Annotated in this window: 15 protein-coding genes; 10 read left to right on the top strand and 5 right to left on the bottom strand. The window is 59.9% G+C overall.

What is annotated here, in order from left to right:
* Positions 1-17: 17 nt before the first annotated feature.
* The 8 genes from LAC65_RS13960 to LAC65_RS13925 all read left to right on the top strand — a co-directional run bounded on the left by LAC65_RS13960 (position 18) and on the right by LAC65_RS13925 (position 7,187).
* Positions 18-374, top strand: coding sequence for an SFCGS family glycine-rich protein (locus LAC65_RS13960; protein ID WP_039380562.1), 357 nt, complete (start codon positions 18-20; stop codon positions 372-374).
* Positions 375-377: 3 nt separating this feature from the next.
* Positions 378-677, top strand: a complete 300-nt coding sequence (locus tag LAC65_RS13955) for a DUF4312 family protein (RefSeq protein WP_039380561.1) — start codon at positions 378-380, stop codon at positions 675-677.
* Positions 678-754: 77 nt separating this feature from the next.
* Complete coding sequence (locus LAC65_RS13950; protein WP_224144790.1) at positions 755-1,531, top strand: DUF4311 domain-containing protein; 777 nt, start codon at positions 755-757, stop codon at positions 1,529-1,531.
* A 10-nt stretch (positions 1,532-1,541) separates the two neighbouring features.
* Positions 1,542-2,189 (top strand): DUF4310 family protein, encoded by a 648-nt coding sequence (locus LAC65_RS13945; protein ID WP_039380556.1) that lies wholly within the window; start codon positions 1,542-1,544, stop codon positions 2,187-2,189.
* Between the two features lie 90 nt (positions 2,190-2,279).
* Positions 2,280-3,413, top strand: coding sequence for an amidohydrolase/deacetylase family metallohydrolase (locus tag LAC65_RS13940; RefSeq protein WP_039380553.1), 1,134 nt, complete (start codon positions 2,280-2,282; stop codon positions 3,411-3,413).
* On the top strand, positions 3,397-4,518 hold the full coding sequence (locus tag LAC65_RS13935) for a DgaE family pyridoxal phosphate-dependent ammonia lyase (RefSeq protein ID WP_039380551.1): 1,122 nt from the start codon (positions 3,397-3,399) through the stop codon (positions 4,516-4,518). Before LAC65_RS13940 ends, LAC65_RS13935 begins: the two co-directional genes overlap by 17 nt.
* Positions 4,515-5,255, top strand: a complete 741-nt coding sequence (dagF, locus tag LAC65_RS13930; protein WP_039380549.1) for a 2-dehydro-3-deoxy-phosphogluconate aldolase — start codon at positions 4,515-4,517, stop codon at positions 5,253-5,255. The genes LAC65_RS13935 and dagF overlap by 4 nt, the downstream gene beginning before the upstream one ends.
* 21 nt (positions 5,256-5,276) lie before the next feature.
* Entirely contained in the window at positions 5,277-7,187 is a 1,911-nt protein-coding gene (locus tag LAC65_RS13925) for a BglG family transcription antiterminator (protein WP_039380546.1), read from the top strand.
* On the opposite strand, the gene LAC65_RS13920 is transcribed toward LAC65_RS13925, so the two are convergent.
* Entirely contained in the window at positions 7,188-8,093 is a 906-nt protein-coding gene (locus tag LAC65_RS13920) for a LysR family transcriptional regulator (RefSeq protein WP_039380543.1), read from the bottom strand.
* A 129-nt stretch (positions 8,094-8,222) separates the two neighbouring features.
* Here LAC65_RS13920 and LAC65_RS13915 point away from each other — a divergent pair, with 129 nt between their 5' ends.
* Positions 8,223-8,924 (top strand): pirin family protein, encoded by a 702-nt coding sequence (locus LAC65_RS13915; RefSeq protein WP_039380539.1) that lies wholly within the window; start codon positions 8,223-8,225, stop codon positions 8,922-8,924.
* A gap of 40 nt (positions 8,925-8,964) precedes the next feature.
* Here LAC65_RS13915 and dolP read toward each other — a convergent pair whose 3' ends face one another.
* The 4 genes from dolP to LAC65_RS13895 are packed head-to-tail and all read right to left on the bottom strand — an operon-like array spanning position 8,965 to position 12,537.
* Positions 8,965-9,537 carry a division/outer membrane stress-associated lipid-binding lipoprotein gene (gene dolP, locus LAC65_RS13910; protein WP_039380536.1) on the bottom strand — a complete coding sequence of 191 codons (573 nt, stop codon included), beginning with the start codon at positions 9,535-9,537 and terminating at the stop codon, positions 8,965-8,967.
* Between the two features lie 14 nt (positions 9,538-9,551).
* Positions 9,552-10,139, bottom strand: coding sequence for a DnaA initiator-associating protein DiaA (diaA, locus tag LAC65_RS13905; RefSeq protein WP_039380533.1), 588 nt, complete (start codon positions 10,137-10,139; stop codon positions 9,552-9,554).
* 14 nt (positions 10,140-10,153) lie between these two features.
* The gene (locus tag LAC65_RS13900) at positions 10,154-10,549 is read right to left on the bottom strand and encodes a YraN family protein (RefSeq protein WP_039380530.1); all 396 of its coding nucleotides are present in this window, start codon (positions 10,547-10,549) and stop codon (positions 10,154-10,156) included.
* On the bottom strand, positions 10,507-12,537 hold the full coding sequence (locus LAC65_RS13895) for a penicillin-binding protein activator (protein WP_039380528.1): 2,031 nt from the start codon (positions 12,535-12,537) through the stop codon (positions 10,507-10,509). The genes LAC65_RS13900 and LAC65_RS13895 overlap by 43 nt, the downstream gene beginning before the upstream one ends.
* 62 nt (positions 12,538-12,599) lie before the next feature.
* Here LAC65_RS13895 and rsmI point away from each other — a divergent pair, with 62 nt between their 5' ends.
* A complete protein-coding gene (rsmI, locus tag LAC65_RS13890) occupies positions 12,600-13,463 on the top strand; it encodes a 16S rRNA (cytidine(1402)-2'-O)-methyltransferase (protein WP_039380525.1) in 864 nt (287 codons plus the stop codon).
* Positions 13,464-13,487 lie beyond the last annotated feature (24 nt).

The raw sequence follows: 13,487 nt of genomic DNA, 5'->3' as shown, positions 1-13,487 counted from the left end.
ACAGAGAGGAAGTGAACATGGTGACAGTGGTGATTGGCGATCGTCTGGGTAAAGGTCAGAAAGTGGCTGCCGGCATTGAAAAAGCGGGTGGACGCGCGGTGGTAGTACCGGGCGTGGCAGCCGATATGAAGCTGGGTGATGTGATGAAAGCGGAAAACGCTGATTTCGGCATCTCTTTCTGCGGCAGCGGTGGCGCGGGTGCTATCACCGCGCAGAACAAATATGGCTACCGGGCGAAACATGGCATGCGCTCGGTAGACGAGGGCGTAACGGCGATCAACGAAGGGGCTACCGTGCTGGGCTTTGGTTTTATGGACAAAGAGGAGCTGGGCGAACGGCTGGTGCAGGCCTGGAACAAGAAGCACGGCAGCTGACGTATGAAACAGCACTATGAGACGCAGGTTATCGTGCAGGGAAAGGGCGATACCAAAGCAAAAGCCTTTGCCGATGCGCTCAGCGGCGTGCAGCAGCAGGTATTGCGTAACAGCCAGAAGCTGCTGCTGCGCATTGAGCCGCTGGATGTGCGGGTGCTGCACGCCAGGGTGCGTACCCGGCGGGAAAAGTTTCTGTTTTTTTTCCTGGCGCGCGAGCGGCATCACTACAGCGTTGAACTGGAAATCAGCGTCAGCGTCACCGTTATCGATATGGAAAGCGTGACATTTACGGCGACACCCTGAACGCGCTGGTCTGGTCGTTATCCCGCCTGGAGAGCAGGCTTGCCCGGCGCAACAATGACAATAAAGGGTACAACACTATGTTTCTCATCATTTTTTTTAAGTCGTTAATTATCGGCGGGCTGGTCGGCGTCGGGGTGGGAGCCGGCGCGGCGCGCATGTTCCATGCACCGGTCACGCAGGGCATGGGTGCATTTCGTACCCTGGGCGAGCTTAACTCGTGCGAAGGCGATCCCGCTTCTCATTTCTCTTTTGGTCTCGGCTTCTTTTTTAACGCCTGGGCATCCTCTGTGGCGGCTGGCTCCTTCACGCAGGATGTGGATCACCGCATTCTGCCGAACTGGGGTGCTGCGGCGCTGATGGTCAAAAATCGCAATGTGGCAGAGACGCTGCATAACCCGAAGCGTATGGCGATAGCGTGCGGCATCATCGGCATGATCGTCGTGGCTTTTCTGAACAGCACCGCCTCAGCCGTGCCGGCTGCGCTGCAGGTGACGGCAGTCAAGGTGCTGGTGCCGGCGGCTAACCTGCTGGTAAACACCGTCATGCCGGTCATTTTCTGGCTGGCAGCCATCGATGCCGGCAAAAAGTCGGGCTTCTGGGCCACAATTTTTGGCGGTCTGGCGCAGCTGATTATGGGTAACGCCGTACCGGGGCTGGTGCTGGGGATCCTGATTGGGAAAGGGGTAGAGGAGAGCGGCTGGAACCGGGTGACGAAAGTCATGATGGCGGCGATTGTGCTGCTGTTCGTGCTGAGCGGCTTCTTCCGCGGGTTCGATATGAAACTGCTGCAATCTTTCCAGCTTGGCGTCCCTGGCTGGCTTGACATGATCCACAACAACCTGAGCGGCAAATAAGGAGCCATCCATGAACGAACATGAAAATCGCGGCTTCTGGTATGCCGACTGGTCCTTCCCGATTTTTGTCGGCCTGCTCTCATCCGGCGTATTTGCCGGTACGCATATGTACTACCTCTACGGAATCGGCGCCTTTAACGAAGTGGCGTTTGTGTCGATGCTGCGCGCCGGCATGGAGACCGGCGTCTATGGCGCGGTCGCCGCGTTTGGCGCCAGCTTTCTGTTTGCCCGCATTATTGAAGGCTCGCTGGTCGGTATTCTGGATATCGGCGGTGCGATCCAGACCGGCGTCGGGCTGGGCGTGCCGGCGCTGCTGCTGGGCGCAGGCATTGTGTTTCCGGTCGCGAACTTTGCGGCTTCGCTGGTAACCGGTCTGGTGATCGGGGTGGCGATTGGTTACGTCATTATTCTGGCGCGCAAATTTACCATCAACCAGAGCGATTCCACCTATGGTGCCGATGTGATGATGGGCGCAGGCAACGCCTCCGGACGCTTTCTCGGCCCGCTGATTATCCTGTCGGCGATGGCAGCCTCCATTCCCATTGGCCTGGGCTCGCTCGCTGGCGCTCTGCTGTTTTACCTGTGGAACAAGCCGATTACCGGCGGCGCAATTCTGGGTGCCATGGTGCTGGGCGCGATGTTCCCGATTTCGCTGTAACAGGGCGGGCGCCATGAATGGCGACCCTGGGGTAAGGATGTAGGGAGCGCATTCATGCGCCCCTGGCCGCAAACGCAGTAAGGAGTAACCATGTTTGATCTGATTCTGCGCCGCGCACGACTGTGCGATGAGCAGCTGGTGGATATCGCTCTTCGCGACGGCAAAATCGCCGTCGTCGGCAACGTCACGGGCAGCGCGCAGCAGGAGCGCGATCTGGGCGGGCGCTGGTACGTCAGCGCAGGCTGGATAGACAGCCACGTACACTGCTATGCAAAATCGCCTGTCTACCACGATGAAGCGGACGCTGTCGGCGTTGCGCAGGGCGTCACCACCGTGGTGGATGCCGGCAGCACCGGCGCCGACCAGATCGATGACTTCCGGCAGCTGACGCGCCACGCCACCACCGACGTCAGGGCGCTGCTCAACGTTGCCCGCACCGGGATAGTCACCCAGAACGAACTGGCGGACATGCGTCAGATTGATGAAGCAGCGGTGGTGCAGGCGGTCACGCGCCATCCCGGTTTCATTGTTGGTCTGAAAGCGCGCATGAGCAGCAGCGTGGTCGGGGAAAACGGCATTGCACCGCTGATCCGCGCCAAAGCGATCCAGCACGCTGCCGGCGATCTGCCGCTCATGGTACATATCGGTAACGATCCGCCGGTGCTGGAGGAGATCGCTGAGCTGCTGACCGCCGGCGATATCATCACCCACTGCTTTAACGGCAAACCTAACCGCATTCTCTCCGCGCAGGGTGAGCTGAAAGCGGCGGTCAGTCAGGCGCTGGCGCGCGGCGTCACGCTCGATATCGGGCACGGCAGCGCCAGCTTCAGCTTTGCGGTGGCGCGACAGGCGATCGCCCGCGGCATTCTGCCCGATACCATCAGCTCCGATATCTACTGTCGCAACCGCCTGCACGGGCCGGTACACAGCCTCGCGCACGTGATGTCTAAGTTTCTTGCGCTGGGCATGACGCTGCCGCAGGTGATCGCCTGCGTGACAACCCAGGCAGCAGCGGCGCTGCGCCTCAGCGGCAAAGGCGATCTGACGCCGGGCAGCGATGCCGATCTGACTATTTTCAGTGTGAATCAGGAGACCCGTCCGTTTACCGATGCAGAGGGCGAACAGGTGGCGGGAGAGCACCATTTTTTGCCGGTGGCTGTGACAGTGGCAGGCCAGTGGCATCTGACCGAAGAGGGAAAGCGTCATCATGTCTTCAGTTTATGAAAAATATCACCTGAAACAGGTGATCAATGCGTCAGGCCGTATGACTATTCTGGGCGTCTCGACGCCGGCACCGGAGGTGGTGGAAAGCGTCAGCTATGGCCTGAACCACTACTTTGAAATGAAAGATCTGGTGAACCATACCGGTGACTACATTGCCGGACTGCTGCAGGCAGAAAGCGCCGTCGTGGTTTCCTGCGCCTCGGCGGGTATCGCTCAGTGTGTGGCCGGGGTCATTGTGAAAGATAACGCCTGGCTGCTGGATAACCTGCACGCGGCGCCGCTCACGGTTCCGCATGAGATCGTCGTGCCTAAAGGGCACAACGTGAACTACGGCGCGCCGGTCGGCACCATGGTCGCGCTGGGCGGTGGCCGGCTGGTGGAAGCGGGCTACAGCAACGAGTGTTCCGCCGCGCAGCTGGCAGCGGCGATCACGCCGGCTACGGCAGCGCTGCTCTACGTAAAATCGCACCACTGCGTGCAAAAAAGCCACCTCAGCGTGGCGCAGGCGGCAGAAGTCGCGCAGCAGCATGGCATCCCGCTGATTGTGGATGCGGCGGCAGAAGAAGACCTGCGCTGCTACTACCAGATGGGTGCCGACCTGGTGATCTACAGCGGTGCCAAGGCGATAGAGGGTCCCTCCAGCGGACTGGTGGTAGGACGCAGCCGCTGTGTCGAATGGGTAAAACGGCAGAGCAACGGCATCGGTCGTGCGATGAAAGTGGGCAAAGAGGGGATCCTGGGCCTGACGCAGGCCATTGAGCGCTACCTGTCGCAGCCAAAAACCAGCGGCAGCGAGATGGTTCAGCACATGACGCCATTTATCGACCAGCTTAACCAGCTGCCGGGCGTCACCGCGCGGGTGGTATGGGACAGCGCCGGGCGCGATATTGCGCGTACAGAGATCCATTTCGATGAAGCGCTGACCGGCTGGGCAACCGGCGATCTCGTCCAGGCGCTGAAAAACGGCGACATCGCTATCTATTTTCGCGGCTATAAGGCAAACGAAAGCATTATCGAAGCCGACGTGCGCAGCGTTACTGCCGCGCAGCTGCAGACTATCTTCAGCCGTATTGACGCGCTGCTGGCAGAAAGGAACAACGCATGAAGCTGACCCCCGATTTTTATCAGGATCGTCTCTGTCTCAACGTACTGGCGGGCTCAAAGCAGAACGCACGCGACATCTGGCTGGCAGCAGAAGGGCATGTGCTGGTTGGCGTGCTGTCAAAAAATTATGCCAGCCACGACGCGGCGCTGGCTGACATGCGCGATTACGCCGCGCTGATTGATAACGCGCTCTCTATCGGTCTCGGGGCCGGCGATCCGCGTCAGTCTGCTATGGTGAGCGAACTGGCAGCGGTGCTGCAGCCGCAGCATGTCAATCAGGTGTTTACCGGAGTCGCGACCAGCCGTGCGCTGCTGGGACAGTCGCAGACGGTGGTAAATGGTCTGGTCTCCCCCAGCGGGACGCCAGGGAAAGTGAAGATCTCAACCGGTTCGCTAAGCTCGCAGGCGGCGGAAGCGATTGTGCCGATCGACAGCGCCATCGCCATGCTGCAGGACATGGGCGGCAGCTCGGTAAAATTTTTTCCGATGGGCGGTCTGAGCGCGGTGGCGGAGTATCGCGCGGTCGCAGAGGCGTGCGCCCGGCGCGATTTCTGGCTGGAGCCCACCGGCGGTATCGATCTGCATAATTTTGCGGAGATCGTGCAGATCGCGCTGGAGGCGGGCGTCAGTAAAGTGATCCCGCACGTTTACAGCTCAATTATCGACAGCGCAAGCGGTGAGACGCGCATTGACGATGTGCGCCAGCTTCTGGCAACGTGCAAGGCACTGCTGCAATAACTTCGTTACGGGTGAGGCTTTGTGAGATTTCCTAATCAGCGTCTGGCGCAGCTGTTTGCCGCACTGCAGCATGAAACGCTGCCGCAGGATGAGCTGGCACGGCGTTTCTCGGTCTCTACGCGCACGGTGCGCACCGACATTGCGGCGCTGAACGCGCTGCTGGAGCAGCACGGCGCACAGTTTGTGCTGGCGCGCGGCGCCGGCTATCAGCTGCAGGTGGCCGACGCGGCACGCTTTGATTCGCTGCAGCAGCAAAGCAGCGCGCCGCTGCGGGTGCCGCGCACCTCGCAGGAGCGGGTTCGCTATCTGCTCAGCCGCTTTCTTACTGCGGCCTGGTCACTGCGGCTGGAAGATCTCTCGGAAGAGTGGTTTGTCAGTCGCGCCACGCTGCAGGGGGATATGGCAGAGGTGCGGGAGTGGCTGGGGCGCTATCATCTGCATATCGAAACTAAACCGCGCTACGGCATGAAGCTGTTTGGCAGCGAGACGGCTATCCGCACCTGCCTTACCGATCTGCTGTGGCAGATCGACCAGGAGACGCCCGACAGCCCGCTGCTGAGTATTGAAGTACTGCGCAGTGATATGCTGACGCAGCTGCAGCCGCTGCTGCAGCACTGCCTCAGCCGTTACGCTATTCGTCTCAGCGATGAGGGCGAGCGCTACCTGCTGATCTACTGCGCGGTAGCAGTACGCCGCATCAGCGAAGGCTTTCCGCTCAGCGATCCGGGCGCAGAAGAAGTAGGCGAAGAGGTGCGTGAGGCGGCGCACGCGCTGGTGCATCAGCTGCGACCGCTTACCGGCAAAGCCTTATCGCGGGCGGAAGAGAACTGGCTGCGCGTCAATATCGCCGCGCGTCAGATCCAGGCGCTGGAGCCAAGCACCATCAATGCAGATGACGCTGACGCGCTGGTGAGCTGGCTGCTGAGTTATATCAATACGCATTATGCCTACCAGCTGCAGCACGACGAGCAGCTGCGCGCCGATCTGCTTACCCATATCAAATCGATGATCACCCGGGTGCGCTATCAGATCCATATTCCCAATCCGCTGCTGAGCAACATCAAACAGCACTATCCGCTGGCGTGGGATGTGACGCTGGCCGCCGTCAGCAGCTGGAGCAAATATACCCCTTATACGCTGAGCGAAAATGAGATTGGCTTTCTGGTGCTGCATATTGGCGTGGGGCTGGAGCGGCACTATGACGTTGGCTATCAGCGCCACCCGTGCGTACTGCTGGTGTGCGATAGCGGAACCTCAACGCTGCGGATGATTGAGGCGCTGCTGCTGCGCAAATATCCGCAGCTGGTGGTCACCGCCCGGCTGACACAGCGCGACTACGCGCTGCGGGAGCGGATTGAAGAAGATTTTGTTATCTCTACGGTGCGGCTGCATGAAAAGAACCGGCCGGTGGTAGTGATGTCGCCCTTTCCGACCGGCTTTCAGCTGGAGCAGCTCGGCAAGCTGGTGCTGGTGGACCGCACCCGGCCGTGGATGCTGGAAAAATATTTCTCCGCGCAGCATTTTATGGTGCTGGATCAGCCGCTGACGCAGCAGGCGCTCTTTCAGCTGCTGTGCGATCGCCTGCAGGAGCAGGGCTTTGTTGCAGCAGACTTTTATCCATCCGTGGTTGAGCGTGAAGCGATTGTCAGCACGCTGCTCGGGGATGGCATTGCGTTGCCGCACGCGCTCGGCCTGCTGGCGCAGAAAACCGCGGTCTATACCGTTATTGCGCCGCATGGCGTCAGCTGGGGTGATGAGACCGCCTGCGTGATCTTTCTGCTGGCTATCAGCAAACGTGAATATGAAGAGGCGATGGCGCTCTACGATCTGTTTGTCACCTTTTTGCGCGAACGTGCCATGCCGCGCCTGTGGGAGTGCCGTGACTTTGACCATTTTAAAACCGTGGCGATAGAGTGTCTGGGCCGCCCCTGACTAGGCCTGATTGCGCTTAGCCAGCAGCTTCGGGATTTCACGCAGGCACCAGGCTTTGGCTTCACCCATGCTGTCGCGACGCCAGGCCATAATAATATCCACTTCCCGCGTATACTCAGCGCTGACCACGCGCAGCCGGCCCTCGGCAATATCTTTCTCTACCATCGGATAAGGCATGGTGGCAACGCCCAGTCCCGCCAGCAGCGCCCGCCGCTTGTCATCCATGCTGCTGACCGTAAGACGCTGCTGCTTATCCAGCAGCTGTACCGTCAGCACCGGACGTTCACGCGCCGTGTCAGCGACGGCAATGCCGCGATATTTCACACGCGTGACTTCCGAAAGCGGCTCTGCCTCCTGATGAATAGGGTGGTCAGGACTGGCGACATAGACGCTCATAATGGTGTAAAGCTTGCGGGTATTGATTTCGCTGGAGGCGCGGAAGTGCAGGTCAGGTGCGATGACGATATCCGCCCGGCCCTGCTCCAGACGTTCCCACGCGCCCGCCAGCACTTCAGTGATCAGAGATATCTGCGTGTTGGCTTTTTCTGACAGCTTGCTGACCAGCGGAAACAGCAGGTCGGTGGGGATGAGTGCCTCCGCTACGATAGTCAGTTGCGTTTCCCAGCCGCGCGCCAGCGCTTCTGCGTCGGTGGTGAGCTTGTCTGCGGCCTCCAGCAGGACGCGACCGCGCTCCAGCAGCATCCGGCCAACGTTAGTGAATTTGGTGCGATGACCGGAGCGATCGAACAGCACCACATCCAGCTCCTCTTCCAGCTTCTGCATGGTATAGCTCAGCGCAGAGGGAACGCGACCCAGCTCATCTGCCGCGGCGGCAAAGCTGCCGCGCCGGTCAATCGCATCCATCACCCGTAACGCTTCTAACGTTAATGCACGCTCTTTAGCCATACTGATTCTCTGTCAGTAAATTTGAATATGCCAGGCAGATTAACTGGCTAACATTCCGCCGTCCAGCCTTTTACCATAAACCGATTAAGCCTGCAGTGAGCGTCTCCTGCAGTGCACCGGAGGTATAGCATGATGACAACCCGCTGCGCGTCCGCATGTGGCCAGGCTGATTTTGGCTGGTTGCAGGCGCGCTATAGCTTCTCTTTTGGCCACTATTTTGATCCCAAACTGATGGGATACGCCGCGCTGCGCGTGCTGAACCAGGAGGTGCTGGCGCCGGGTGCCGCTTTTCAGCCCCGCACCTATCCGCAGGTTGATGTGTTGAATCTGGTGCTGCAGGGTGAGGCGGAGTATCGCGACAGCGAGGGACAGCGCCTGACCGTACGGGCAGGTGAGGCGATGCTGCTGTCTGCGCGGCAGGGCGTAAGCTACAGCGAGATAAACCTCAGCAAAGATCGGCCGCTGACGCGCCTGCAGCTCTGGCTGAGCGCCTGTCCGGAGCGGGAAAACCCGCTGCAGCAGCGGATGACGCTCAATGGCGCATCGCCGCTGCTGCTGGCCTCGCCTGATGGGGCAGACCAGAGTTTGCAGCTGCGTCAGGATGCGAGAGTGTATCAGGTGACGTTAGCGCCGGGAGAGGAGCAGATTGTGCAGCTGCGCGGCGCGCGCGCGTATCTGCAGTCGATTCACGGCACGCTGGATGTGCGCAGCAGCAGCGCGAATCAGCAGTGGCTGCAGTGCGGCGACGGTGCGTTTATTCGTGATGAGCAGCAGCTTATTCTGCAGGCAGAGACGCCGCTGCGTGCGCTGGTGATCGATTTACCGGCATAAAAAAGGGCGGCCAGCGCCGCCCTCACAGTAAGAATGAAGATTATTTCAGAATGGTAAAGGCGGTTGTCACGTGCTTCACGCCGCTGACCCGGCTGGCAACATCTGCCGCCGCCGTGGCTTCTTCCTGCGTGACCAGTCCCAGCAGGAAGACTTCCCCGTTTTCCGTCGTCACTTTCACGTTAGACGATTTGACCTGATCGCTGCCCAGCAGCTGCGAGCGGATCTTGGTCGTGATCCAGGTATCGGAAGAAGAGGTGCCAAGGCTGACCTTCTCTCCGGTGCGGATCTCATTGTAGACCTCTGTTGCGCCGTCGACGCCCATAGCGATCTGTTTGGCACGGCTGGCGAGATCGGCAGACGGTGCCTGACCGGTCAGCAGCACTTTGCCCTGGTAAGCGGTAACAATGACCCGCGCCTGCTTCTTAATCTGTTCATCTTTTGCCAGCGCGTTAGAGACGCGCAGCTCCAGCGTACCGTCATCAACCTGCGTACCCACGGTGCGGGGGTCAGTGGCGGTTTTGGTGGCAACAGCGGCACCGCCGGCAACCACTGCCACGCAGCCCTGCAGCAGCATGGCCGTTAACAGCAGGGCGATAGCGTTCAATGCTTTCATGTAAGCTCCTTCAGTCATTCCTGGTGGGGAAAGAGGGTGTTATCGATCAAGTCGCACAGGCAGTTCAGCGTCAGCATATGCATCTCCTGAATGCGCGCACTGTGATGAGAGGGAATGCGGATTTCCACGTCGTGAGGGCCGAGCAGGCCAGCCAGCTCGCCGCCGTCGTGTCCGGTCAGCGCGACAATAGTCATATCGCGCGTCACTGCCGCCTCAACCGCTTTAACGATGTCACGGGTATTACCCCGGGTTGAGATCGCCAGCAGCACATCACCCGCCTGACCCAGCGCCCGTACCTGTTTGGCGTAGATTTCATCATGCAGCCGATCGTTGCCGATGGCGGTGAGCATAACGTTATCTGCGCTCAGCGCCAGCGCCGGCAGGCTGGGACGCTCGGTTTCAAACCGGTTAATCATGCTGGCCGCAAAGTGCTGCGCATTGGCCGCTGAGGCACCGTTACCGCAGCTGAGAATTTTATGACCATTCAGCAGCGACTGCACCAGCGTCATCGCGGCGCGGGAGATCGCATCCGGCAGCGCTTCGGCTGCGGCAATCTGAGTCTGAATACTTTCAGTAAAACACGCTTTAATTCTGTCCTGCACAAGACCACCTGGTTCTATTCATCGGCATTAAAAGCAGCGGGCAGCCACGTCAGTTCGCGCCCGGTAATGGCAATGATGTCAAAACGGCAATTGACCGTCTCAAAACTGCGGCCGCGCGTCAGCAGCCAGAGCGCCGCTGCCCGCAGCAGCTTCTGCTGTTTCTGACGCGTCACGCTGGCGGCTGCTCCGCCGTAGCGCGCATCGCGCCGGTAGCGCACTTCTACAAATACCCAGCAGTCGGCGTCGCGCATAATCAGGTCAAGTTCACCTCCGCGAAAGCGGACGTTACTGGCGACCCACTTCAGCCCGGCGCGCTCCAGATAGTGACGCGCCTGCTGTTCATGCTCCGCGCCGATACGCTGGCGGTTTACTGTACCGGAACGACCTGTCCCTGGCGATACTGGTTCCATGCCAGCTTCCTGTTAATGACACAATCCGTGTCGGCGCTCAGCTTACCGGTGTTGCCATCAATGGCAAAGCCGGCTACCTGCCGCATCTGGTTAAACTGCGTTGCCAGCGTCCAGGCATCGATGCCCATCGCGTAGAGGCGCACCAGCGAATAGTCGTTGTTAAACGTCTTCGCTGCCTGCTGCATCAGGCGAGGGTTAGCGCCGGAGAGCAGCGGAATATCGCTGTACTGCAGGCCTTCCATCTCCAGCCGGAAATCGGGACCGGCGCCCGCCTGCGCGCTGCGCGAGCTGGCATAAAGCGCCGTGCTGTTGCGGCTGCTGGTGCGCATGGCGATCATCGGTTTGATCAGCTGCAGCTCATTCTGGCTGGCGACGATGTAAACGGCGTCCACGCTACCGCCACTGCTGTCAGCCGCCGGTGCCGGGGTGCTACTCTGCGGCGCCGGGATCGTCAGGCCTGCAATGGCCACGCTTTGCGGCTGCTCCATTTGTACCGTCAGCGGCGTGCCGCTCAGCGCAATACCGGCTCCGCTGTTAATGCCCTGTTTCAGCTCGGCCACGCCACCAAAGCGCTGCTGCAGCACCGTGGCACCACCCAGCTGCTGCCACTCTTCTGCAAACGCTTTTCCGACCCGGTCGCCATAACTGCTGCGCGGCAGCAGCAGCAGCGGCTGGCGCTTGCCCTGCTCATAGATATGGTGCGCTGCATCACGCGCTTCGTCTTCAGGAGAAAGCGCAAAATAGCAGATATTCGGATGGTTCTGGATCTGTTCCGGCTCGTTTAGCGCCAGTACGTTGAGCGGGGTCTGGCTGTTTGCTACTTCTTCCACATGATTTTTCAGCAGCGGGCCAACGACCAGCGTGGCGCCATCCTGCTGCGCCTGCTGCATGACCTGAGCGATCGGCTGGCTGCTGGTATCGTACACTTTAATCTGTGCGCTGCTGGCGGCTGGCTGAGAGGCTGGTGCAGCAGGCTGCTGCTGCGTGTTCTCCTGCGCAGGCATGCTGGCGGCCGCCGGGCTAACCACGCTGTTGGCCGCTCCGCTATCCGCTGTCGCGTCCGGCGCAGGCTGGGCAGTAGCGCTTTCCAGCGCGCTGCTCTGTGCCGGGGCAACCGCGCTCAGCACGCCATTTTTTGCATCGTTAAAGCCTTTCTGAATCGCATTCGCAAACACCTGCGCCTGACCGTTCAGCGGCAGCAGCAGGGCGATGGTGCTGGTGGAAGCCTGGCTGAAGTTTTTGACCTGGCTGAGCTGCGCTGGCAGCGTTTTTGCCGCCGGGTTTTGCGGGTAGCGCGTCTGCCAGTCGCTAATGGCCGCCTTCAGCATCTGCGGATCCTGGCTGTTAGCGTGCCAGGTATTGAGCAGATCGAGCCAGCCCTGCAGGGTATTTTCATCGGCATTGATGACAACGCTGTTAAGCTGGTCCTGCGTCAGCTGGGTCAGCGCCTGCCAGGTCGCGTCGATGTTACTCTGGTGTTCGTCACCTTTTAAGAGCGGTTCCTGCGCGATATAGGCGCGCAGCAGCGCCAGCGATGGCCGGTTCTGCGCCGCGGCGATCTGCAGTGCGTAGTAGCGTACCTGCTGATCGGAAGAGAGATCGGCTACCTTAATCGGGCTGAGCTGCTGCTGAGCGCCGCTGTAATTCTGCTGCGCAATCTGCAGCTGCGCGCGCAGCAGCTGCAGCTCCTGCTGCTGCACATCAGAGAGCTGCTGCGGCAGCTGGCCAAGCTGCGTTTGTGCCTGAGGATACTTTCCTTCCTTCAACAGGGCACGGATGGCAAGTAATTGCCAGTCGGTCTTGCTATCATCGCTGCTTTGCTGTGCCTGCTGCAGATAATAGTCAGAGCGTCCGGTTGCGGGCCCCTGAATATTGACGTTAGAGGTTTGCTGCGGACCCTGACCGCTACAGGCGGCCAGAATCAGCCCGGCGAGAAGAACAGGTACAAAGCGTCCTGCTTTACGACGTACGACTTTTGAAGGAAGCATACTGTATCCAGTGATGTTTTTTTCTTGATGCTCAATATTAAATCGGCAATTCGGATGAGACAATGAAACAACTCGATCGGGCAGAGATTTCTGCCAGTACGCTCTATATCGTTCCTACCCCGATCGGTAACCTGGGTGATATCACACAGCGTGCGCTGACGGTGCTGGCGAGCGTCGATCTCGTTGCAGCGGAAGATACACGTCATACCGGGCTGTTGCTACAACATTTCGCCATCAATGCGCGACTGTTCGCACTTCACGATCATAACGAACAGCAGAAAGCGGATGTGCTGCTGGCGAAGCTACAGGAGGGGCAGAGTATCGCCCTGGTCTCCGATGCCGGCACGCCGCTGATCAACGATCCGGGCTACCATCTGGTGCGTCGCTGCCGCGAGGCGGGCGTGCGCGTTGTGCCGCTGCCGGGCGCCTGTGCAGCCATTGCAGCATTAAGCGCGGCGGGATTACCGTCCGATCGATTCTGTTACGAGGGGTTTCTGCCGGCGAAAAGCAAAGGGCGCTGCGATGCACTGCGCGCGCTGAGCGAAGAGCCGCGTACGCTGGTGTTTTATGAGTCGACCCATCGACTGCTGGATACGCTGCAGGATATGGCAGCCGTATGGGGCGCAGCGCGCTATGTGGTACTGGCGCGCGAGCTGACCAAAACCTGGGAGTCGATCTATGGCGCGCCGGTGGGAGAGCTGCTTGCCTGGGTGCGGGAAGATGAGAACCGGCGCAAGGGCGAGATGGTGCTGATTGTTGAGGGACATAAGGCAGATGAGGAGGCGCTGCCAGCCGAGGCGTTGCGTACGCTGGCGCTGCTGCAGGCGGAGCTGCCGCTGAAAAAAGCCGCTGCGCTGACCGCGGAGATCCACGGCGTGAAAAAAAATGCGCTGTATAAATATGCGCTGGCGCAGCAAGAAGAGTGACAAACGTGGTCAGATCGCCTATTA

It is taken from the genome of Pantoea eucrina (assembly GCF_020079945.1).
GTDB classification, from domain to species: domain Bacteria; phylum Pseudomonadota; class Gammaproteobacteria; order Enterobacterales; family Enterobacteriaceae; genus Pantoea; species Pantoea eucrina.
Note: the sequence above shows the minus strand (reverse complement) of the source record. Positions and strands in the feature narration are given on the sequence as shown.